Origin of the sequence: Corynebacterium pseudokroppenstedtii (assembly GCF_019754945.1) — a bacterium.
Taxonomy (GTDB): domain Bacteria; phylum Actinomycetota; class Actinomycetes; order Mycobacteriales; family Mycobacteriaceae; genus Corynebacterium; species Corynebacterium pseudokroppenstedtii.
Genome location: NZ_JAEUWU010000004.1, coordinates 39099 through 62377, shown reverse-complemented (window position 1 = coordinate 62377; position 23279 = coordinate 39099). Strand labels below are relative to the sequence as shown.

At 56.3% G+C, this 23279-nt stretch carries 20 protein-coding genes; 16 read left to right on the top strand and 4 right to left on the bottom strand.

Features of this window, described 5'->3' with window-relative positions:
• Positions 1-45: 45 nt before the first annotated feature.
• Positions 46-846 carry a fructosamine kinase family protein gene (locus JMN36_RS07545; RefSeq protein ID WP_221924144.1) on the top strand — a complete coding sequence of 267 codons (801 nt, stop codon included), beginning with the start codon at positions 46-48 and terminating at the stop codon, positions 844-846.
• 39 nt (positions 847-885) lie between these two features.
• Here JMN36_RS07545 and JMN36_RS07540 read toward each other — a convergent pair whose 3' ends face one another.
• On the bottom strand, positions 886-1980 hold the full coding sequence (locus JMN36_RS07540) for an AbrB family transcriptional regulator (protein WP_221924143.1): 1095 nt from the start codon (positions 1978-1980) through the stop codon (positions 886-888).
• A 190-nt stretch (positions 1981-2170) separates the two neighbouring features.
• Here JMN36_RS07540 and JMN36_RS07535 point away from each other — a divergent pair, with 190 nt between their 5' ends.
• Together JMN36_RS07535 and JMN36_RS07530 are read left to right on the top strand one after the other, a co-directional pair.
• Entirely contained in the window at positions 2171-2875 is a 705-nt protein-coding gene (locus JMN36_RS07535) for a response regulator transcription factor (RefSeq protein WP_204582289.1), read from the top strand.
• A gap of 134 nt (positions 2876-3009) precedes the next feature.
• Positions 3010-4824 carry a sensor histidine kinase gene (locus JMN36_RS07530; RefSeq protein ID WP_301731841.1) on the top strand — a complete coding sequence of 605 codons (1815 nt, stop codon included), beginning with the start codon at positions 3010-3012 and terminating at the stop codon, positions 4822-4824.
• On the opposite strand, the gene JMN36_RS07525 is transcribed toward JMN36_RS07530, so the two are convergent.
• Together JMN36_RS07525 and JMN36_RS07520 are read right to left on the bottom strand one after the other, a co-directional pair.
• The gene (locus JMN36_RS07525; RefSeq protein ID WP_221924142.1) at positions 4799-5764 is read right to left on the bottom strand and encodes an alpha/beta fold hydrolase; all 966 of its coding nucleotides are present in this window, start codon (positions 5762-5764) and stop codon (positions 4799-4801) included. The genes JMN36_RS07530 and JMN36_RS07525 overlap by 26 nt on opposite strands.
• A gap of 29 nt (positions 5765-5793) precedes the next feature.
• Positions 5794-6228: an HIT family protein gene (locus JMN36_RS07520; protein WP_221924141.1), complete on the bottom strand. Its 435-nt coding sequence runs from the start codon at positions 6226-6228 to the stop codon at positions 5794-5796.
• A 72-nt stretch (positions 6229-6300) separates the two neighbouring features.
• Here JMN36_RS07520 and purD point away from each other — a divergent pair, with 72 nt between their 5' ends.
• The 6 genes from purD to JMN36_RS07490 all read left to right on the top strand — a co-directional run bounded on the left by purD (position 6301) and on the right by JMN36_RS07490 (position 15445).
• Positions 6301-7581, top strand: a complete 1281-nt coding sequence (gene purD, locus JMN36_RS07515) for a phosphoribosylamine--glycine ligase (protein ID WP_221924140.1) — start codon at positions 6301-6303, stop codon at positions 7579-7581.
• Positions 7582-7603: 22 nt separating this feature from the next.
• Positions 7604-8884: a pyridoxal phosphate-dependent aminotransferase gene (locus tag JMN36_RS07510; protein WP_221924139.1), complete on the top strand. Its 1281-nt coding sequence runs from the start codon at positions 7604-7606 to the stop codon at positions 8882-8884.
• A 199-nt stretch (positions 8885-9083) separates the two neighbouring features.
• A complete protein-coding gene (gene purB, locus JMN36_RS07505) occupies positions 9084-10496 on the top strand; it encodes an adenylosuccinate lyase (protein WP_221924258.1) in 1413 nt (470 codons plus the stop codon).
• Positions 10497-10583: 87 nt separating this feature from the next.
• Positions 10584-12020, top strand: a complete 1437-nt coding sequence (locus tag JMN36_RS11005) for an alpha/beta hydrolase (RefSeq protein WP_221924138.1) — start codon at positions 10584-10586, stop codon at positions 12018-12020.
• A gap of 129 nt (positions 12021-12149) precedes the next feature.
• Positions 12150-13043, top strand: coding sequence for a phosphoribosylaminoimidazolesuccinocarboxamide synthase (locus tag JMN36_RS07495; RefSeq protein WP_046205277.1), 894 nt, complete (start codon positions 12150-12152; stop codon positions 13041-13043).
• Between the two features lie 104 nt (positions 13044-13147).
• A complete protein-coding gene (locus tag JMN36_RS07490; RefSeq protein WP_236881743.1) occupies positions 13148-15445 on the top strand; it encodes a S9 family peptidase in 2298 nt (765 codons plus the stop codon).
• A gap of 6 nt (positions 15446-15451) precedes the next feature.
• Here the strand turns inward: JMN36_RS07490 and JMN36_RS07485 are convergent, their stop codons facing one another.
• Complete coding sequence (locus JMN36_RS07485; protein WP_204088007.1) at positions 15452-16072, bottom strand: TetR/AcrR family transcriptional regulator; 621 nt, start codon at positions 16070-16072, stop codon at positions 15452-15454.
• 139 nt (positions 16073-16211) lie between these two features.
• On the opposite strand from JMN36_RS07485, the gene JMN36_RS07480 reads away from it, so the two are divergent.
• From JMN36_RS07480 to purL, 7 genes are all read left to right on the top strand, one after another.
• Entirely contained in the window at positions 16212-17027 is an 816-nt protein-coding gene (locus JMN36_RS07480; protein WP_204088008.1) for a carboxymuconolactone decarboxylase family protein, read from the top strand.
• 2 nt (positions 17028-17029) lie between these two features.
• Entirely contained in the window at positions 17030-17470 is a 441-nt protein-coding gene (locus JMN36_RS07475; RefSeq protein ID WP_221924137.1) for a cupin domain-containing protein, read from the top strand.
• 82 nt (positions 17471-17552) lie between these two features.
• Positions 17553-18968, top strand: coding sequence for a cation:dicarboxylate symporter family transporter (locus JMN36_RS07470; RefSeq protein ID WP_204088010.1), 1416 nt, complete (start codon positions 17553-17555; stop codon positions 18966-18968).
• Positions 18969-19042: 74 nt separating this feature from the next.
• The gene (locus JMN36_RS07465; protein ID WP_204088011.1) at positions 19043-19531 is read left to right on the top strand and encodes a glutathione peroxidase; all 489 of its coding nucleotides are present in this window, start codon (positions 19043-19045) and stop codon (positions 19529-19531) included.
• An 84-nt stretch (positions 19532-19615) separates the two neighbouring features.
• Positions 19616-19909: a phosphoribosylformylglycinamidine synthase subunit PurS gene (gene purS / locus JMN36_RS07460; RefSeq protein ID WP_204088012.1), complete on the top strand. Its 294-nt coding sequence runs from the start codon at positions 19616-19618 to the stop codon at positions 19907-19909.
• Positions 19909-20577, top strand: a complete 669-nt coding sequence (gene purQ, locus JMN36_RS07455) for a phosphoribosylformylglycinamidine synthase subunit PurQ (protein WP_221924136.1) — start codon at positions 19909-19911, stop codon at positions 20575-20577. Before purS ends, purQ begins: the two co-directional genes overlap by 1 nt.
• A gap of 3 nt (positions 20578-20580) precedes the next feature.
• The gene (gene purL / locus JMN36_RS07450; protein ID WP_221924135.1) at positions 20581-23169 is read left to right on the top strand and encodes a phosphoribosylformylglycinamidine synthase subunit PurL; all 2589 of its coding nucleotides are present in this window, start codon (positions 20581-20583) and stop codon (positions 23167-23169) included.
• Positions 23170-23279 lie beyond the last annotated feature (110 nt).

Genomic DNA, 23279 nt, shown 5'->3' with positions numbered 1-23279 from the left:
AAAATGATGTCACTCATAGGCGCGTAAACGTCTACGGTTGGGGGCATGGCTTTTATTGACGATGATACGTTTACCAAGAACACACATGGCCGGGCTGCCGAATGGGAAGCGGCCGGCTTGAATTGGCTGCGCGAGGCTGAATCGTCGGGCGGGGCACGCGTCGTTAAGGTTTTCGGTCAGGATGATTCCGTCCCTGGTGGCGGGCTTGTCCTGGAGCGCTTGGACAATGGCCGCGCCTCAACCCGGTTTGCTCGCGAGTTCGGTGCTGCCCTGTCACACACCCACGAGGCAGGAGCTGCGGCATTCGGTGCTGGCCCAGACGGTTGGGAGGGCGATGGTCTTCACGGCCCGAATGATGAGTTAATGCCGCTGAGTTTGAAGCATTATGACCACTGGGGCGAAATGTATGCGGAAGCTCGCATCATGCCGACGCTCGAGCGCATCAATGGTTCGCAGCGCGGAGCATCCCTGGGAGAACAGGGTAATAAGGCTGTTGAGGCCGTGTGTGAGCGTCTTCGTGACGGTGATTTCGACGATATCGACACTCCGGCCCGGATTCATGGAGATCTATGGGCGGGCAACGTGATGTGGACCTCGTCCGGGGCAGTGTTGATCGACCCCAGTGCCCACGGCGGTCACCCACTGACGGATCTCGCTGCGCTCGCCCTTTTTGGAGCGCCCAAGCTCGATGCTATTTACGAAGGCTATGAAAGTGAAGGGTTTCTCAATAAGGGATGGCGGAAACTTATTCCGTTGCACCAGCTAAGCATGTTGCTTAGCCACGTGTACCTCTTCGGTAGCAGCTACGTCCCGTCGACGATTCAAGCAGCCAGCCAGTACGTATAGTCCTGGGGAGGCCACCTGCCGCCACTGACATCCACATGATTAGTGGTGCGTGGCGGAGTTTTTGATCCGTCGTAAAGCGCGGATGAGCTGTGGCACAAAAGCAGTGACAATCAGCATGACGATCATCCTGGTTACCTGCATGACGGTAACAATGGGTCCCGCTCCGCGGTCGTGGGCGATAGCCAGGACGATATAAAGGCCGCCAGGTGTCGTCGCTAAGTATGTTTCAGTGAGCGTTCCAAGGCCTAAGGCTGTAAGTATTCCGGCCATAACACCACACCCGCCCATCAAAACAATGATGCACAGGAACGCGAGCGGAAGGCGTTTAGCGTTAGTTACCAATGATTGACGGTCGAACGCGCCACCGGCCTGCCAGCCGATCAAAACAAATGCGGCCGCTTCCAAAACGCCAGGTATCGCAATGAGATGTGGTTGCCATTCACCTATCGCGATGGCTATGGCCAAAGGTGCAAGCAGGCGGGGTGCGGGCAATGGCGTAAAACTGGCAAGCCACCCAGGAATGGTGATCACAGCCAACACGACTAGCCAATTCATTACCGAGTGAGAGGAAAGGTTCACGAGGGGTTCTGAACCAACATCAACATTTCCGCCAACCAGTAATGGAATTAAAAATGGCAACGAGAAGGAAACGATAAAAACGCGGAGATACTGAGCAACAGTGACATATCGGAAATCTGCCCCCAGTTCTTCGGAAAGAACAGACATTGCCGACGCCCCACCAGCAAGTGTGGACATGACTGCTGTTGGTGAATCAATGGTTGAAAAACGCGTAATCACCCAGGCACAGGCCGCGCAGAGAAGCAAAGTGATTCCGATAGCGATAAGTGACGGAAGCGCATAGGAGGCCAAACGGTCAGGGGAAGAATTAACCAAAGGTCCTGCCGCTAAGAGCGAAATAACACCTTGCGAGGGGCCGATCGTAGAGCGTGGCGGCCGGATCCGTGTGCTCGCGATGATGGCTCCACACAGCCCACCCACCATCGAGCCCAACATGAGAGGGGAGGGAAGTTGCGCTACCCGGCAGAGTCCTACGGCAACTAGCGTCGCAATGATTGCGATGGTCCACCCGACTAGTGACCTGCGGGTGCTGGACTTGATGTGGTGGGTAGTCACCTGATGCATCGCCTCCCGGTTGGTATTGCTAAGTTTACGCTGATCGCGGATGAACTGAGCATTCACAGCGTACGTACACCAGGCTCCCAGAATGCTCACACCCGACTTACAGGAAATAGGCTGAAAGTGCTCAGTAACTTCATATGCGGTGTATGCAGACAAATCACCAGTAATCGTGCACACTGGAACTATGAGTTCTGCTGAAGCCCCCACACGCGTTCTTGTTGTTGATGATGAAGCAAACATCGTAGAGCTTCTCAAAGTGTCGTTGAAGTTCCAAGGTTTCGAGGTTGCGACAGCGAGTGACGGTGGGGAAGCGTTGGATATTGCGCGTTCGTTCCATCCCGACGCATTTATCCTTGACGTCATGATGCCCCGCATGGACGGGTTCACCCTATTGAGCAAGCTCCGTGCGGACGGCCACGATGCACCGGTCCTTTTCCTGACAGCCAAAGATGCGGTTGATGACCGCATTCATGGTTTAACAATTGGTGCCGACGATTACGTCACCAAACCGTTTAGTTTGGAAGAAGTCGTTACGCGTTTGAAAGTGATTCTCCGTCGCGTCACACCGCCAGAGGTGGACGACGATCAACGAATCACCTACGCCGACCTCACCCTGGACGACAATTCACATGAAGTAACCAAAGCAGGTGAATATGTGGATTTATCCCCAACGGAATTCAAATTGCTCCGTTACTTGATGGTTAATGCCGAGGTTGTCCTGAGCAAGGCAAAAATCTTGGACCATGTGTGGAATTACGACTTCGGCGGTGATGGAAACGTTGTTGAATCTTACGTTTCTTATTTGCGTCGGAAAGTGGATAAGGACGAGCCACATTTGATTCAGACCGTCAGAGGCGTGGGATACGTTCTCCGCACACCCAGGGCGTAACGAGTATCGCCATCTGGATGCACTGGTGGACCGATGTGCGGTGCACCAGTGAATTTCATTTGATCGTGTAAAGGTCATTCGATTGCTTAACGTAAGGGGCCATTGCCATTTCACTACATTCGCGTTTCAACGCAGTGTTACAACGTCTGAAAAAGAGTGATGCGCCGAACGACGCTGACACGAGCCAGCCGGTAGCCGCGCCGCAGCCCAGTACTATCGATCAAACGAACTCATGGGCACTTCCTGCAACATCTTCCTCCGACGAGGGCACCACCGACGTCGCCGACGTCGACGAAGCCACCGCCTCCAGTCCCACGGAGGACTTTTCCGGCAACGACGTCGAGTCCTCCCGCAACGACGATGATTCAGCGCAGAAGAAAAGCGTGCCGGTCGCCCCGCCGGGGCGGCAAACAACGCGCCCACGAAGCTATAGCGAAAAACGTCGGCAAGAATGGGAACGCAAACAGCACACAGGCGCAGCTAAGCGCGGCCTCTCGCGGTTGCCGTTGCACACCTCGCTCATCATCATCGTGATGGTGATTTCCGCAGGCGGAATGTTCTTCACCGGACTCGCAGTGACCTCCACGCTGAGGGAATTCATGCAGTCGCGCATCGACGCCTCGCTGGAATCCACAGCGCATTCGCCCTTCATCGAGCAAGGGCGCTTGCCCGTACAAAGCGCGTACAGCGAAAACCCTAGGCTTCCTAGCCAATACTTTGTGCAGGTCACACACTCCGATGGGTCTGTCGTGTCCTACGATTACGGGTTCGAGTCCTACCCCAACCTCGACTCGGTCACCCACGAGACGGGCCCCGTCACCGTCTCGGCCGCGCGAGGTTCGAAATCCACAGCACATTGGCGCGCTATGGCGCTAAAAAGCCAAGACGGTGATCTCGTTGTCGTCGCGGTCTCACTCGACGACAATGAGCGAACAATCTCCCGCCTCTTCCTCCTCGAAGCCGGCCTGGGAATGCTCGTCCTCGCGGTGCTCCTCATTCTGACCTGGTACGTTGTCCGACGATCACTCCGGCCCCTCAGCCACGTGGAACGCGTCGCTGGAAAAATTGCCGACGGCGACCTCTCCCAGCGTCTTCCAGAATGGCCACCGGACACGGAGGTCGGCGCGCTCTCGCGGTCGCTGAACAAGATGTTGGCGCAAATCGAGCAATCCTTCGTCGCAGTGGAGCGAAGCGAGGCGGAAGCCCAGGAAAACGCTCGCGTGGCACGCAAAGCAGAAGCGCAAGCGCGTGAAGCAGAGCAAACAATGCGTCGTTTCATAGGCGATGCATCTCACGAATTGCGTACTCCATTGACATCCGTCAGCGGATACGCGGAACTCTATCGGACAGGCCAAACCGACGATCTCAACCTCGTGCTGGATAGTATCTCCGCCGAGGCAGAAAGAATGAGCGTTTTAGTTCAGGATCTTTTGGATCTTGCTCGGATGGATAATTCGCGTCCATTGGAGCACAAGAGCGTCGATATCCTCAGTGTCGCAATCAGTGTTATTCAGAACATGAAAGTGAATTACCCTGATCGCGATATTTCCATGACAAACAATTGTGTGGAACCGCCCACTGTGACAGGAGATAGTGCCCGCCTTCACCAGGTGCTCACCAACCTCATGACGAATGCGCTCAAACATGCAGGTCCAGAGGCTGCCGTGCGCATCGCGCTGGATGATTCCACCCTGGGAACGTCGCCGAAGAAGAAAGCGGTGCGAATTCGAGTCATCGATAACGGTGTAGGAATACCGCCAGAGGATAGTGAGCACATTTTCGAGCGCTTCTACCGAGCCGATTCATCCCGATCACGGCACCAGGGTGGAGGCTCCGGATTGGGACTATCAATCGTTCAAGGTTTAGTGGAACAGCATGGCGGAAAAGTCACCGTCGATAGCGTCGTCGATGAGGGAACCACATTTACTGTTCTTTTGCCCCACGAATAGAATTCTCGCGGGTGGAATCCCCGCGAGCAGATTCCCCACGAATAGGGCTTTTCGTGATCGCAGCCTTCACCATCGCGATAGCCCGCCCATCGCGCGGCAACAAATTGTGCAGTATTTTCACGCCGGGAAAATAATCCTGAAGAAGAACCGGCCTCACGTGGTCCGTCGGCACATCAAACGCAGCACTAGGCCTCACGATGTAATCGGTGCTACTAGCGATGGGAATAACTTCTATCGATCGATCGACACCCTGCAACGCGCGTTGCAAGTCCGGTGAATCCTTGAATTGGTCCTCGGCCGACGCACCCACGGCCCAATATGCAAACTTGTGCGTCAGCCGAAAGAAAACCGAAAGAACGGGGCCATATGAGGACACATCTTTCGGTAGCAGTTTCCACCGAGGAATTCCCGAAAAATGGGCACCCAAGCCAATAATTCGACGAATCGTGACCACACTCTGAACCTCAGGTCGGGAGGCCGCGAGAAGCGCAATCAATCCTCCCCGAGAATGACCAAGAAGAATAAGCTCCCGCGCATGAATCTTTTGGCTCAGCTTAATAATCTGTTCCGCTAATTCATCCACGCACTCATCAACGGGAGCGGTCCCTGCCTCGCCATAATCAACATAAAAAGTCCGTCGATCCGTGATGTACCGAACAAGAACTTCCCAATTGCCTTTCGCCCCTATCATTCCGTGCACACAAAGCAGCGGTGGCTTCTCATCATCCGCCAGCGGGCTAAAATCCTGCTCCGGCACCCGGCCCATGTCGGGAACGTGCGCCATGGCAGGTATCCGGTCGGCCCGATGAAAACGCCCATCCTCGTCGGTGTAGGGATGGACGCGTGACGAACCAGCCCACTGATGACCGCGGGGACGGAGAATCCGCGGGTTCATGTGCAGGGGATGTGCGGTCATAGCCTCACGCAGCCGTTGAGACACTCTGAGCATCGTCAGCTATTCACCGTCAATTATTTGTCGTCGACTCCGGTATCGATCCCGGCCTTGGTCAGCTCCGCGCGGATCTTCGCAGCGGCAGCGTCCATAGCATCCGGGTCGGTATCGTCGGCACGCATGATGTTCTGCAAGCTATAACCGGACATGTCGGAGGCAGGGAAGACGTGGACGTGAGCATGGGGAACTTCAAATCCTGCGATCAGCATGCCGGCACGGGGCGCATCAAATGCGTCGGTAATGGCACGGCCAATGTTGTGGGCGACGGCAGAGACATGCGCCCATTCGTCGGCACTGAGGTCAGTCCACCGGTCAACTTCCTTAATCGGCACAACTAAGGTGTGCCCGTATGCGATGGGTTCGATGGTGAGGAATGCGGCGACGGTCTCATCGCGGTACACGAACCGACCTGGGATGTCGCCGTTGATGATTTTTGTGAATACGGTAGCCATAAGTCCAGGGTAGCTATTTCCGAAGTGGGTAAAAAGCTTTGTATGTCAGGTGGGTGCCTTAGAGTATTGAGTATGCAGATTCTTGTCCTGGGTAATGGTTCTCGTGAGCACGCTCTTCTTTATTCGTTGTCCAAAGATTCGCAGGTGAGTGGGCTGCACGTCGCCCCAGGTAATGATGGGATGACCGCGATCGCGCAGCTTCACCCCGATATCGATATCAACGACGGCCCGCAAGTTGTTGACTTAGCGACGTCATTGGGTGCGGACCTGGTGGTGATTGGTCCGGAAGCGCCGCTGGTTGCTGGGGTGGCTGACGCTCTTCGCGACGCTCACATCCCCGTGTTCGGGCCGAGTGCCCAGGCTGCACAGATTGAGGGGTCTAAGGCGTTTGCCAAGGACGTAATGAAGGCTGCTCATGTGTGTACTGCACAGGCGGAGTCTCTGCAACCAGGGGCCTCGACGGACCAGGTCGACGCAGTGTTGAACGACTTTGGCCCGACGTTTGTCGTGAAAGATGATGGGCTGGCCGGCGGTAAAGGTGTTGTCGTGACGCAGGACCGCGACGAAGCCCGCGACCATGCGGTCGCTGTGTTGGAGTCGGGCCACCCGGTGTTGGTGGAGTCCTTCCTTGACGGCCCGGAGATTTCGCTCTTTTGCCTGGTAGATGGCGATACGGTGGTGCCTCTGCTGCCCGCTCAGGACCACAAGCGCGTTGGCGAGGGAGATACGGGGCCCAACACGGGCGGAATGGGTGCCTATGCACCGCTTCCGTGGTTGCCCGATGGTGCCGTTGACCAGATTGTTGACGAGATCGTGCAGCCGGTGGCCTCAGAGATGGCTAAGCGCGGTTGCCCCTTTAACGGTCTGCTCTACGCAGGCTTGGCCTGGGGGAATGAAGGCCCGGCCGTCGTCGAGTTCAACTGCCGCTTTGGGGATCCGGAAACCCAGGCAGTGCTGGAGCTACTCGATACTCCGTTGGCAGGTGTGCTGAACTCCGTGGCGACGGGGCACCTGGCGGACGTACCTCCGTTGGCCTGGAAAGATGGCTACGCCGTGACAGTGGTGTTGGCCGCCCAGGGGTACCCAGCGGGGCCACGAAAGGGAGATCCCATTTCGGGCGCGGAGCCCGGCACAGAGGACGATGGTGTCCGGCACGCGGGTGTCGCGCGGCTCGGCGACCGCTTAGTGTCCTCCGGCGGACGTGTGCTCAGCGTGGTTGGCGTCGGCAAGGATCTAGACGAAGCACGGGCAAAGGTGTATCGAAGGATGGAAGGTATATCGTTGCCGGGCGGGCATTATCGGCGCGATATTGCTCAGAAGGCCGTCGAGGGCCGTATTGGCATCGCAAACTGATCTGGAGGAGAGCAGAGTAACAGTGGGACGTGACAATTCGGAGTCAGCCGATTACAGTGGAATGAATTATTCGGAGGATCAGCATTCAAATTCGGGTAGTTCTGGAAAGGATTATGGCTTAGCAATTCAACGTGGCCATGCCGATCCTTTTTATACGATGGAAATGGTGGCCCGCACCGCGGAAAGAGAAGCCGAGAAACATGACACGGTGCCGTTATGTATCGGCCAGCCGTCGACTCCCGCGCCGCGCGTTGTTCGAGATGTTGCTATTGAAGCCATTGAAAAGGACAAACTGGGATATACCGAAGCCTTAGGTATTCAACCGTTGCGCGAGCGTATTGCTCGGTGGCATTCCGAAACATATGGGACGGATACCAAGGCCGATAACGTCATTGTCACGACGGGGTCCTCGGGCGCCTTTGTTGCTATTTTCGCAGCGTGCTTGCCTTTCGGTGGGACTGTTGCCCTGTCCAGCCCTGGGTATGCGGCATACCGCAATGTTCTCCAAGCATTGGGTAATTCTTTTATTGATATTCCGACGACGGCTGAAACCCGTTTCCATATGACCCGCAAGCACCTTGAGGATCTTGCTCAGGCGGGGAATAAGCCGGATATGGTGTTGATTACGTCGCCAAATAATCCGACGGGGTCCATTATTGATCCCGACGAATTGCGTGCAATTTCGCAGTGGTGCGATGAAACCGACACGGTGTTGGTTTCTGATGAGATTTACCACGGAATTAGTTATGGTCGGCCCACCGTGACGGCGAGGTCGCTTTCTGATCGTGCCGTGGTTATTGGCTCTACATCCAAGTACTTCTCCATGACGGGCTGGCGCTTGGGTTGGCTGATCATTCCCGATGATCCGACGCTACGGGAAACAATCGAAAATATATTAGGAAACATTTCTCTCTGTGCTCCCGCTCTTTCGCAGATCGCGGCGACCCGCGTGTTTGACGATGACGCCCTGGCTGAACTCCGCGTCCACGTCGAGCGCTACAAGGAAAATCACGACATCCTTAACAAGGAGCTGCCCGCAGTGGGGCTGCCCCGCTTCGCGCCCTCCGACGGTGCTTTCTACTTCTGGGTTGATGTCTCGGATTACACCGACGATTCCGTCGCCTTTGCTCATGAACTTCTTGACGCCACGGGTGTGTCCGTCTCTCCGGGGACGGACTTCGACGGAAGCGCCGACAAAGCGCTGGGCAAGAAGTACGTCCGTGTGAGCTACGCAGGCACACCGGAAGAGATGCGGGAAGCGTGCCGTCGTCTGAAGCCATTCCTGGAGGCCCGGCGTCGGTAACTCCGATTAGTGCGTCGGTAAAAGTGTCTGCCATATCCGGGTGGTGTCGTGGCTGGTTATGGCCCTGGTAGCCCCCTAGACTGATAGTGTGGCTGAGAACAAAACGGACAACTCGCGTACCAATTCCGTCGACACAGGCAAGGACACATCACCCGACCAGGGCAGCACTGGTGCTCCGGCCGGCACACACAAGAAAGACATAGCGAATGTGCTAGCGCATCGGTATGCCTCTCCAGAGCTGGTCAACCTATGGAGCCCGGAGCACAAGATCATCATGGAGCGTCGGCTCTGGATCGCCGTTCTTCGCGCGCAGAAAGAGCTCGGCGTCGACGTTCCCGACGAGGCTATCGAGGCCTACGAGTCGGTTATCGATCGCATTGACCTGGATTCCATCGCTGCCCGTGAGCGCGTCACCCGGCACGACGTCAAAGCGCGCATCGAGGAATTCAACGCGCTGGCTGGGTATGAGCACATCCACAAGGGCATGACCAGCAGGGATCTCACCGAAAACGTTGAACAGCTGCAGGTCTACCGGTCGCTGGAGCACGTGCGGGACAGGATGGTGGCGGTCCTCCGGGCGTTGGCCGATTGCGCGGTTCGCTACCGCGATCAGGTGATGGCGGGGCGGTCCCACAATGTCGCTGCTCAGGCGACCACGTTGGGCAAGCGTTTCGCGTCGGCAGCAAATGAAATCCTGGTTGCCTACGAGAGGTTGGAAAACCTTATCTCGCGGTATCCGCTGCGTGGAATTAAAGGCCCGATGGGAACCTCCCAGGACATGCTGGATCTCGTCGGTGGGGATGAAACCAAACTTGAGCAGCTAGAAAATTCTGTATCGGAATACTTGGGAATTTCCCGACGATTCGATTCGGTTGGGCAGGTGTACCCGCGCAGCCTTGACCTGGACGTGATCTCGGCGCTGGTGCAGCTGGGGGCGGGGCCGTCGTCGCTGTCCATGACCATCCGCTTGATGGCCGGAAATGAGCTGGTCACGGAGGGATTCAAGGAGGGGCAGGTGGGGTCCTCCGCGATGCCGCACAAGATGAATGCCCGCTCGTGTGAGCGCATCGGCGGCCTGCAGATTATCCTTCGCGGCTACCAAACGATGGCTGCAGATCTGGCGGGTCAGCAATGGAATGAGGGCGATGTCTTTTGCTCTGTTGTCCGCCGAGTGGCCCTTCCGGATGCATTCTTTGCTTTCGACGGAATGGTGGAAACCTTATTGACCGTTCTCAAAGAGTTCGGCGCATTCCCCGCCATGATTGATAAAGAACTAGAACGGTATTTGCCGTTCTTGGCGACGACGCGCATCCTCATGGCTTCCATTCGCGCTGGCCTCGGACGTGAAACCGCGCACGAGATCATTAAAGAGAACGCCGTGGCCACCGCGCTTGATATGCGTGAGAAAGGCACGGAACAAAACCTCATCGAACGCCTCGCCGCCGACGATCGGCTTCCGTTGAATCGCGAACAGCTGGATGCGGCGATTGCCGACCGTCACGCTTTCATCGGAGCAGCGGGTTCGCAGGTTGATCGCGTTGTCGCACGCGTGAAAGACATTGTGGCGGAGCATCCCGAGGCTGCCGCGTACATGCCCGGCGACATCGTGTAGCCTCCAGCCCCATCGCAGGGTTAGCCATTCGGCGGAACAACGCTGTATGGTCAGCCATTCTGTACGCCGCGACCGTATGATGGGCCGGTGCATATTCTTGGAGACATTCCCCTCGTGGGGACGATGCCCTCACTAGTCAATGGTGTTGTCATCATTCTGGTGTGGGCTTTCTTCTTCGTATCGACGGCACGCGCCCGCAGCGTCGGCTATGCCATCCGCCTGGCATGTGTGCTGCTCGGCAGCGTGACGACGGTGACGGCCTTGGTGTGGCTGGTCCTGGAAAAGACCTGGAAGCCGTTTGGTGGCGGGACCGCTATCGGGGTGTATGTCGCAGGCTGGGCGCTCATCGTTTTGATTGGCCTGGCGATCGGATCCCATTGCGCCAGGGGTCGAACCCGGTTGGTGCCCTGGTTCAAGAAGTTGCGTGCGACCGAGCCACGTGCGACGGGGCCGCGTTCTTCGAGGCCACGCGCCACTTTTTCGCAGCGGTGGGCGTCGATCAGTTGGAAGTCGGTGCTGCACGCCGTCGGAGCGTGTGTTGCGTTCACTTGTGGCACTGTCGCGTGCGTCAATGTGGTGAATAACAGTTTTGCTCTGTATCCGTCGGTCGATTCTCTGGTTGGCAAGGAGCCGTACACCACCGCCCAATATGCCGACGTCAAGGGAACGTCGACCCCGTTCACTCCTCCTCAGGGCAGTACGATCGCCGGAGCGTGGAATGGGGTTTCACCGCGGAATAAGGGAGTGCTTGTTCCATTTATGATCCCGTCGCCGGTATCTCATTTCCAGACGACTGAGTCTCAGGTGTATTTACCGCCGGCCTATTTTGCGAATCCACGGCCATTGTTGCCGGTCGTTGTCCTGATGAATGGCCTGCCGGGCTCCCCATCGCAGTGGTTTGAGATCGGCAACGCGGGCCAGACCCTTCATCATTTTGAGCGCGTTCACCACGGTTTGGCACCCGTGGTTGTGGCGATTAATACGACCGGTAATGATGATGAGGATTTAGGGTGCTTTGATACAAAGAAAGCCAAAGTGCAGACCTATATGGATACCGACGTTCCGCAACAAATACAAAAGTATTTTCAGGTGTCCAATGATCCGACCCAGTGGGCCATTGGTGGTCTGAGCTACGGCGGAACATGTGCGCTCCAGGCCATCGTGAATAATCCGGAGCCGTATCGTTATTTCCTTGATTTTTCGGGCGACCGCACCCCGGGGACGATGTCGGCCAAAAAAAATGCGGATACATATTTTGAGGGAAACCTCAATGCTTATCTACGGGTCAATCCGGAAGATATCCTAAAGAGAAGAAAATTCACGGGGATTAAAGGTGTCTTCGTTGCCGGCCAGTCTGACAAGTCGTCCGTTCGAGATTTGAAGTATATGAACGGGTTGGCTCAGAGCGCTGGAATCGACTCGTCATTCCGTGAGGTCCCCGGCGGACACGATTTTGGCACCTGGCGGCTGGCGTTAGTTCTCACTCTTCCCGATGTTGCCCGAGCTACGCGGTTAATCGGTTAGCGGTTTATCTGTTAGGCGCTTACTGGTTAGCAGTTAACCGGTGAGAGGTCGTCGCTGCACAGCGCGGTAAATCGCCATTGTGGGGATATGAATCGGGTTTTCGGGTTCAGGGGAGTAACATACCGGGCCATGCGCCCTGAACTCTCTTCATATGAGCACCTTTCCGCGGGAAAGGTTCGCGAAAATTATGAAATTGACGACGACACTTTGTTGATGGTGGCGTCGGATCGTGTTTCTGCGTTCGACTATATTCTGGATACCCAAATCCCGGATAAGGGCAGAATCCTTACCGCAATGAGCACGTTCTTTTTCGAGCAGCTTGATATGCCGAACCATTTGGTTGGCCCTGTTGACGATGAGCGGATTCCAGAGGAAGCGTTGGGCCGCGCCCTAGTCTGCGAAAAGCTCAAGATGATTCCCTTCGAGTGCGTTGCCCGAGGCTATCTGACCGGCTCAGGCCTGAAGGAATACAACGAGACCGGCCGGGTTTGCGGCATCGAGCTTCCAGAAGGCTTAGTTGAGGGCTCGAAGCTTCCAGAACCCATTTTCACTCCCGCGACGAAGGCGGAGTTCGGCAGCCACGACGAGAACGTCGATTATGACTACGTTCTCGAGCACCTGGGGGAGCGTCGCGCGGAAACGATCCGTGACGCAGCACTGTCGCTCTACTCTCAAGCAGCTGCTATTGCCGACGAGGGTGGCCTGATCTTGGCCGACACCAAGTTCGAGTTCGGCGTGGACGCTGACGGAAACGTGAAATTGGCGGATGAGGTGCTCACGCCCGATTCGTCGCGGTACTGGCCCAAGGAAGGCTACCGCGAGGGCCACCGCCAACCGAGCTTCGACAAGCAGTACCTGCGTAACTGGTTGATCGGCCCGAAGTCCGGCTGGTCCCGCGAATCCGGAGTGCAACCACCAGCGCTTCCGGGATCGATCGTGGAGGCCACCCGCGACAAGTACGTGGAGGCCTACGAACGCGTGTCGGGCTTGAAGTTCGCCGACTGGATCGGCCCGTCAGCGTAAGACCGTCAACCTAAGACCCGTCGGGCACGCTATACGCGCAGCTCAATCCTACTTTTCGACGCCATCACATGATCGTGTCCGGGTCGGACAGTAGGGTGGTGGCTATGTCTCACGTTGATGATGCTCATAACGCAACTCACCCACCGCGCAATGTAGCCTCCACGGATCCCGACGAGGGCTCCCTCCAGTACAGTTCCTCGGGCGTGCCGGTCCCTCCGACGGCGCATACTCATTCGACGACGCGCTCGCATCATGGGCACGACGTCGTCGATAATTATGAATGGCTGAGGGATAAGGAAAGCCCCGAGACCTTGGCTTATCTTCGGGCCGAAAACGAGTACACGGAGGCCCGTACTCGTGATTTAGCTCCTTTGCAGGATTCCATTTTCCACGAGATTAAAAGCAGGACGCAGGAGACGGATTTGTCCGTTCCGGTCCGTTCGGGGGATTGGTGGTATTACGGCCGCAGCCTCGAGGGGAAGAGCTACGGGGTATCGTGTCGCATTCCGGCGTCCTCAACGGGGGACAAAACGAAGGATTGGACTCCGCCGGCAATTGATGCCGAGTCCGCGCCCGAGAATGAACAGATCATTCTTGATTCCAATGTCCTGGCCGAGGGGGCAGAGTTCTTTTCGCTCGGTGCGTCGAGTGTTTCGGTGGACGGAAACTATTTGGCTTATTCCACGGATACGACAGGTGACGAGCGTTTTGACCTGCGCATTAAGGATCTCCGGACAGGTGAGCTTCTTGACGACGCTATCGATGGCATCGGGTATGGAGCCACATGGGTCGGTTCGGAGTGGTTGTTTTATGAGCGTGTCGACGATTCCTGGCGCCCGAACGAGGTCTGGCGTCACCGCGTCGGCACCCCGACGGACCAGGACGTGTGCATTTTTCGTGAGGAGGACGAGCGCTTCTGGGTTGGGTGCGGAACAACCCGCTCAGAGAAGTACCTTTTTGTCGAAGTTGGATCCAAAGTCACCTCCGAAGTGTGGTTCCTGGACCTGGGGGCCACCGGTGACGGGAAGTCGAAGACGGTTGACCCCGAGCGTGTGATGGGTGAATTGCAGTGCATCTTGCCGCGGCGTACGGGCGTGCAGTATGACGTTGATCATGCCGTTATCGGTGGGGACGACCGCTGGATTGTGCTGCATAACGCGCATGGCGCGGACTTTGAGCTCGGCATGGCCAGTGCCGCGCCGCTGACCAGCCTGGACGACCTGGACGTTGTGATCCCACACAAGCAAGGCCGTCGCATCGAAGGAATGGATGTGTTCGCGCAGCACATGGTTGTGGGCTACCGCGAGAACGCCATTAACAAGTTGGGGCTTTTTTCGTTTGTCGACGGCACCGTTGGGAATCTCGAGCCTATCGATTTTGATGAGGAACTTTACAGTGCCGGTACCGGGGGAAATGCCGAGTGGGAGTCCCCGTATATCCGCATGGCCTACGAGTCGTTTGTGACGCCCGGCCTGGTTTTTGACTACGACTTGGCGACGGGCGAGCGGTTGGTACGCAAGCAGCGGATCGTGAAGGGCGGATATGACCCGTCTGCCTACGTCGCGCGCCGGATGTGGACAACAGCCCGGGACGGCGCGAAAGTCCCGGTCTCGTTGACTTATCGAGCGGATCTTGAAGGGAAGGCCGATTCCGACGGTCTCCCCACCGACGGCCCTCATCCGACGATTCTTTATGGTTACGGATCATATGAAGCGTCGATGGACCCCGCGTTCTCGATCGCTCGCCTGTCGTTGCTTGATAGGGGCATCGTGTTCGCCATTGCGCATGTTCGGGGTGGTGGAGAGATGGGCCGATCCTGGTACGACAACGGCAAAACGTTGGCTAAGAAGAACACGTTCTACGACTTCATTGACGTTGCTGATGACTTGATCAGCAGGAACGTGACTGACAACAAGCACATGGTTGCGCTCGGGGGATCGGCCGGCGGACTGTTGATGGGTGCTGTCGCCAATATGGCGGGGGACCGGTTCGCTGGGATTGAAGCCGTCGTTCCGTTCGTCGACCCCCTGACGTCGATCCTGATGCCGGAGCTTCCGTTGACCGTGATCGAGTGGGATGAATGGGGTGACCCCCTCCACGATCCCGAAGTGTACGACTACATGGCATCGTATGCTCCGTATGACAACGTGTCGGCAGAGAACACCTACCCGCCTATTCTCGCGTTGACCAGCCTGAACGATACGCGAGTGCTGTACGTGGAACCAGCCAAGTGGGTTGCTAAGATTCGCGCGACTGTTCCACAGGCTGACGTCTGTCTGAAGACTGAGATGATCGCGGGCCACGGCGGGGTTTCCGGTCGCTATGAGCAGTGGAAACAGACCGCGTTTGAATATGCCTGGATGATTCGCCGTGCTGGCGTCGGTGAGGATGCTGCCGTTTAAACTCCGTCACTCTCGAAACTGAGCTGCGCCATGACTGAGCAACTGTGTGCTGAGCGTGACCAGCTCATCGAGGGGCATCGTTTTACCATCGGCAATCCACTGACGGTACATATCCAATGTGCCGGCTACTAGAAAAGTATTGATGGTGTTTTGCTGTTCACGGGAAAGATGCGCATACGGATTATGCCGTGCCCGATTATGGACGAGATTCATGTGGAAGAAACGTTCGGCATAGTGCCGATATTCGGGAGACACCACGAGCTGTTCGAATAAAGGCCCTTGCCGCGTGGAGAAGTCGAAAAATACGCGGTTGATGTCGGCAATAGTCATTGTCGGAGGAATTGAATCAATAGTATCTGCATAGTCTTGCTTCATTGATTCCAATTCCTCGCGAAAGAGTTCATCCACCGAGTTGTAATGCAAGTAAAATGTTTTCCGGTGAATATTTGCGCGCCGGGTAATTTCCGCAACAGTAATTCGATGCGGAGGTTTTTCGCAGACGAGCTCTTCTAACGCACAATGGATAGCCGCTTGTGTTTTGACAACACGACGATCGACACGGCTCTGGGGACGGCCCTGCTCTGTAGAGCTGTCGAGCGAACCGTCGCGTTCGGCAGTGTTGGTCATCGCGCCTCCATCATCGCTACGTGCATAATCACCACTTCGGCATAGAGTGTTGATTATTCGACACATACACCCTTTGTGTTCATTGTGCATGAGGGAGCGTCGTGTGAATATGACTGGCACCACGTGATAGGAGGTCACCATGTCAGCTTCACAACAAGATGCAGACTCACAGCCAGACCAACGCCATACCGATCGATCCATACCCGACGTATTCCGTGAAGTCTTCGACCACGACTATTCGGCGCTGGAATCCTCAGCGCGGGTGGGCGACGAGTTTAACCAGATCACCGACCGGTTTGCTTTTGGCGAGATGTGGTCTGCGGTTGAGCTCGATGACCGTCGCAAGATCTTGGTCAGCGTAGCGTGCGTGGCCGCGAGTGGCAGCGATGAACTATCCGCATTATTGAGAGCAGGCCTTCATCTAGGTGTTGCAGTGGAAGAGCTGCAGGAAGTTTTCCACCAAATAGCGCCCTACGTTGGGATCAGTCCCGCCCGCCGCGGACTGCAGGAGCTAGACAAACTTGTCAACGCTCCCGTCAGCAACCAATCGACGGTGACCGAGGACGACCGCCTGGCCAAAGGAATTGCCGCGCAGAAAGCAATGTTTGGCGACGGAATCGACGCAATGCGTGAGAATGCACCTGAGGATGAAGGTTTCATCCAAGATGCTTTGTCAGCTTATTGCTTCGGTGATACATACACCCGGAAAACGCTAAGTCTTGCTGACCGGGAATTGTTGACGTGGGTGGCCATCATTTCCTTAGGCGGCTGTGACCCGCAAGCTCGGGCCCATGTTTCGGGGAACCTCGCAGTGGGGAATGATCGCGCAATTCTCCTGGGTGCTCTGGCGGTCTGCGTGCCCTGGATTGGTTTCCCAAGGAGTCTTAATGCCCTGGCCGCGATTAATAGCCAGGCCAAAAATGATGCTTCAGAAAACGACGACAAGGAGTCATAAACATGAAAACCACCAATAAAGACGAATTCGACAAAGTCAACAAGTTTGGCACAGGCGAATCCAACGATGCATTTGCCGAATACTTCGTCGGGAAGTCATTTTTACAACCCATCACCCAGCTTGATGAGGCGAACTTGGGAATCGCCAATGTGACCTTTGAACCTGGATGCAGGAATAACTGGCATATTCACCACGCCCGGCGCGGGGGTGGCCAGATCCTGATGTGCACCGCGGGAGAAGGCTGGTACCAGGAAGAGGGCAAGGCCCCCGTCAGCATGACGGAAGGTTCCACAGTGGTCATTCCGCCAAATGTGAAGCATTGGCACGGCGCTAAGGCGGATAGTTGGTTTTCCCATATCGCTATCTCGGTGCCTGGGGAAGAGACCAGCAACGAGTGGCTGGAGCCCGTCTCGGACGAGGAATATCAATCCCTCACATCGTAGCGGCCGGGTGTTCTGGTTCGGGGGTAATCTTATTCGATAATGATTACCCACACAGGGGAACCCGGCTGTAGCATCTCAGCTCATGAGCTCCTCTCCAGTTCGGATCGTCGAACCCAAAAAAGAGAAAAAAGATAAGTCCCACTGGCTTTATATCTCTGTCATTGTTGCCGTTCTTGCGGGCGTCATTCTGGGGCTTGTTGCTCCAGACGTGGCGGTCAAATTCGAGTTATTAGGAAAACTCTTTGTCGCGTTGATCAAAATGATGATCGCGCCCGTCATTTTCTGCACGATCGTGCTGGGGATCGGCTCCGTTCGAGCAGCTGCATCGGTGGGGCGGGCCGGCGCAATTTCGCTGGTGTACTTCATCGTCATGTCGACGTTCGCCCTGGCGATAGGTCTCGTCGTCGGCAATATTGTTAAGCCCGGATCCAGCTTGGCAATGCCAGAGGCTGGGTCGGGAATGTCGTTTGTCGATAACAACAAAGAAGCCGCTCATGGGCTGAGCGGGTTCGTTATGTCCGTTATCCCGGACACGCTATTTTCCTCGTTGACCAGTGGTTCTGTTCTTCAGGCCTTGTTTATTGCACTCCTGTGTGGCTTTGCTATTCAGTCGATGGGCAAAGCGGGGGAGCCTTTATTATCCGCCATTGCTCAGGTTCAAAAGCTTGTTTTTAAAGTTCTGATGATGGTTCTGTGGACAGCCCCTATTGGTGCTTTCGGCGCCATTTCCTGGGTTGTGGGGTCCACCGGCCTCGACGCCGTCAAGCAGCTCGTTTTGTTGATGCTCTGCTTTTACGTCACCTGCGTGATTTTCATCTTCGGCGTATTAGGTCTGGTTCTCTATGCCTTTACCCGTTTCAATATCTTCAAGTTAGTGAAGTATTTAGCCCGCGAGTATCTCCTCATTTTCGCAACCTCGTCGTCGGAGTCCGCGCTTCCCACGTTGATTCGCAAGATGGAACACGTGGGTGTTGATAAATCAACCGTGGGTATCGTCGTTCCGACCGGCTATTCGTTCAATTTGGACGGCACAGCAATTTACCTCACGATGGCGTCGATTTTTATTTCCGACGCTATGCACAAACCCCTTAACTTGGGTGAGCAAATTGGGCTTTTGGTGTTCATGATGATTGCATCCAAGGGTGCCGCTGGTGTCTCGGGTGCCGGGCTAGCAACTCTGGCTGGTGGACTGCAGGCACACCGGGCTGAGCTGTTGGACGGTGTCGGGATCATCGCTGGTATCGACCGCTTCATGTCTGAAGCGAGGGCTTTGACGAACTTCGCCGGCAACTCCGTCGCGACGCTGGTTGTGGGCGTCTGGACACACACGGTCGATAGAAACCGTGTTAACGCCGTGTTGTCCGGGGAGATTCCGTATGTGGAGACTCCGGAGGATATGGAGTCGGATGTGAACCTGCGTAATCCTTCCGTGAAGAACCCCGCCGACAAACTTCAGCCCACGCCTCAGGTGGATGTCGACGAGTATCAGCGCACCTAAATACACCTAAATTCCTCTAAATACGCCTAAATATTTATAGATATTCTGCCCCCAGACACGCGTACTCTGGGGGTATGAGTATTTATGACATCCCAGTAACGACGATCGACGGCAAAGAAACAACGCTGCGCTCGTGGGAGGGCCACGTTCTTTTAATTGTGAACGTAGCTAGTGAATGCGGTTTTACACCGCAATATGAAGCTCTCGAGCACATTTTTGAGGAATACGCGGCCCGCGGTTTCTTTGTCATCGGCGTTCCCTGCAACCAGTTCGGTGAACAAGAACCCGGCTCGAATGAGGAGATCAAGGAGTTCGCATCGTCGAAATTTGGTGTGACATTCCCACTGCTGAGCAAGACGGATGTGAATGGTGGCAACGAGCACCCGCTCTACACCGAGCTGAAGAAAACCGCTGATAACAATGGCGAAGCGGGCGACGTGAAGTGGAACTTTGAGAAATTTGTTCTGTCCGATTCGGGGGAGGTCCTGGGCCGGTTCCGCAGCGATGTTGATCCTGAAGATGATGCCCTCCTGGATCTGATTGAGGACAACCTCCCTCTCTAGCTGGCTTTTCAATTGGTTGAGTTCCCCAACTATTCGGTAATGTTGTCGGTGGTGTAGTCAACTGACCTGATAGGGAGCGCCACTGTGGCTCGAGTTGTTGTCAATGTCATGCCGAAGACCGAGATTTTGGATCCGCAGGGGCAAGCGGTTCTGCGTGCGTTGGGGCGAATCGGGGTGAATGGGATTCGCGACGTCCGGCAAGGCAAGCGGTTTGAGCTGGATGTCGACGGTTCAGTATCCGACGAGGAGCTGGACCGGTTGGCATCGACGCTTCTGGCCAATACCGTCATTGAGGATTATGACGTCGTTGCCGAGCGTGCCGACGATTCCGACGCCACCCCCGTGGCCTCAACCAGCGCGAACGAGGGGGCCAACTAATGCCACGTATTGGTGTGGTGACATTCCCCGGCACCCTCGACGACGGCGACGCTGCCCGCGCTGCCCGATTGGGTGGCGCCGAGGTGGTGCACTTATGGCACGCCGACGCCGACCTGAAAGGCGTCGATGCTGTGATCGTGCCGGGCGGCTTTTCGTACGGGGATTACCTCCGAGCAGGCGCTTTGGCAAGCTTAGCGCCGGTGATGGGTGAGGTCGTGCGTCGAGCTCGCCAGGGACTTCCCGTGCTAGGTATTTGCAACGGGTTCCAGATTTTGCAAGAGGCAGGCCTTCTTCCAGGAGCGTTAACCAGGAATAAGGGCCTGCATTTTCATTGTGTGGACACATACTTGAAGGTGGAACGCACATCCACCCCGTGGACTGCCGGTTTCACGCAGGGCCAGAAGATTTTGGTCCCGGCCAAGCACGGTGAGGGCCGTTTCCAAGCGCCCGCGGAGACGATTTCCCAGTTGGAAGACGAAGGTCGCGTCGTTTTTCGATATACCGATAATTTCAATGGTTCAGTCAATGCCATTGCTGGAGTGTCTAGTGCCGACGGTCGCGTCGTCGGGCTCATGCCGCACCCGGAGCACGCGGTGGAGTTGCTGACGGGCCCGTCAACGGATGGGTTGGGTTTGATTCATTCGGTTCTTGATTCGGTGGGAGTGTAAGCGATGGTGAACCAAACGAATACGAACCAAACGAATAAGACTGACATGAATGCCGAGGATAATCAGATGCCCAAGTCCACAGAGACTGCGCGCGCCGACGCGGGCGCTGATAATGCGGCCGCTGATAACGCGGTCGAAAGTTTTACGGCTGCTCAGGTAAATGACACGGTTGCTGCTGCTCAGTCGGATCCGGATGCGTCGCAACCCTATGCGTCTTTGGGTTTGAAGGACGATGAATACGCCCGAATTAAAGATATTTTGGGCCGACGTCCCACCGATGCGGAATTAGCAATGTATTCCGTCATGTGGTCGGAGCACTGTTCTTATAAGTCCTCCAAAGTGCATCTTCGTTACTTTGGCGAAACGATGACAAAAGAAATGTCGTCGAAAATTCTGGCCGGCATTGGCGAAAACGCCGGCGTAATTGACATTGGCGACGGCAACGCCGTGACTTTCCGCGTGGAATCGCACAATCACCCCTCCTATGTCGAACCACATCAGGGCGCGGCGACGGGCGTCGGCGGAATTGTTCGCGACATCATGGCCATGGGCGCGCGTCCGATTGCCGTCATGGACCAGCTGCGTTTCGGCCCGGCCGATGCGGCGGATACGCAGCGCGTTCTTCCCGGTGTGATTGACGGCGTGGGCGGTTACGGTAACTGCCTGGGCTTGCCGAATATCGGTGGTGAAACCGTCTTCGATGAGTCCTATGCCGGGAATCCTTTGGTGAATGCTTTGTGCATTGGGACGTTGAAAGTTGACGATCTCAAACTGGCCTTCGCCTCTGGTAAGGGGAACAAAGTGATGCTATTCGGTTCCCGAACGGGACTGGACGGCATTGGTGGAGTGTCCGTATTAGCGTCCGACACTTTCGAAGATGGTGCCGAGCGAAAGTTGCCGTCGGTTCAGGTGGGTGACCCCTTTGCTGAAAAGGTCCTCATCGAATGTTGCCTGGATTTGTATCACGCCGGGATCGTCGTGGGTATTCAGGACTTGGGTGGTGCAGGACTGTCCTGCGCAACGTCCGAGTTGGCTGCGGCCGGGGACGGTGGCATGGAGGTCAACCTCGACGCGGTACCGCTGCGCGCGGAGAACATGACCGCCGCCGAGATCCTCTCGTCGGAGTCCCAGGAGCGCATGTGTGCCGTCGTCACCCCGGAAAATGTTGATCGTTTCCGGGAGATCTGCGCCCATTGGGATGTGACCTGCGCGGAGATCGGCGAGGTCACGGATGGTGATCATTTGATCATTCACCACCACGGCCAGGTTGTGGTGGATGCGCCGGCACACACGATTGCCCATCAGGGACCCGTCTATGATCGCCCCTATGAGCGCCCGGATTGGCAGGATGAGCTGCAAGAATCGGGTGTCGAAGCGAAGGGGTTCGCCCGTCCTCAGGGTGCCGGCGAGTTGCGTGAGACGTGGCTGCGTATGGTTGCTTCCCCTGCGCTGTGTTCCCGCGCCTTCATCACCGAGCAGTACGACCGCTACGTCATGGGTAATACGGTGGAGGCGCAAAACGCCGACGCCGGTGTGTTGCGTATCGACGAATCCACTGGTCGCGGTGTCGCTGTGTCGGCGGATGCGTCGGGACGGTACACGAAGCTCGATCCGAACATGGGGGCCCGCTTAGCGTTGGCGGAGGCCTACCGCAACGTCGTTGTGACGGGCGCCCGTCCGGTGGCGGTGACCAACTGCCTGAACTTCGGTTCCCCGGAGGACCCTGCCGTCATGTGGCAGTTCCGTGAGGCCGTGCATGGCCTTGCCGATGGTGCCCGTGAACTGGGCATTCCCGTGTCGGGCGGCAACGTGTCGTTCTACAACCAGACCGGGTCGGAAGCGATCTTGCCGACGCCGCTCGTGGGTGTTGCGGGCGTCGTGACCTCGGTGGATCACCACATCAACCACCTCCTTGGGGGCTTGACGACGGAACGCTCGGCCTTCCCCGAGAGCGAATCGGATGCCGGTGATGATTCTTCGACGTCGGAGTCGACGTCGGCCAATGACCAGTTCGAAGAGCTGTATCTCTTGGGTGAAACCCATGATGAGCTGGGCGGTTCCATCTGGCAGCAGGTGGAGCATAATGCTCTCTCGGGGCTTCCCCCGCAGGTGGATTTGGCAGCGACGTCGGCCCTGGCTGATTTCTTCTGCGATCAGGCTGATCCCGATACGCCGCGGGTTGTCACTGCCGCGCACGACCTGTCCGAAGGCGGACTTGCGCAGGCCCTGGCCGAAATGGCGATGATCTCTGGCGTCGGCATGGACGTGGATGTGTCCAAGGTTCACGCGGATCCCTGCGTTGCGCTGTTTTCGGAATCAGCTAACCGAGTCGTGGTCGCCTGTGCTCACGGAGACGGCGATAAGCTAGTTTCTCTTGCAAAACGCTGTGGTATCCCTGTGCTGCGGTTGGGTTCTGTGACCTCACGAGCGTGTGGGTCTTCACAGGAAATGTCCGCTCAGGTACGAGTCAGGGTTAGCACTGGTGAAGCAGATGAGATCACGCTGCCCGTGACAGAATTGAGAGACGCCTGGACAAGTACGTTGCCTAAGCTCTTTGCTCACGCAGCGGGTGCGAACTCTGTAGTGGAATAAGATATTCAACTTTTTCTGGGAAGAATATCTAAGCTTTCCGTGACAGATTTTCTAAAGGTTATTTTTCCAAACCTGCCAGCGGGGAATACTTGAGTATAGGCCATGACATT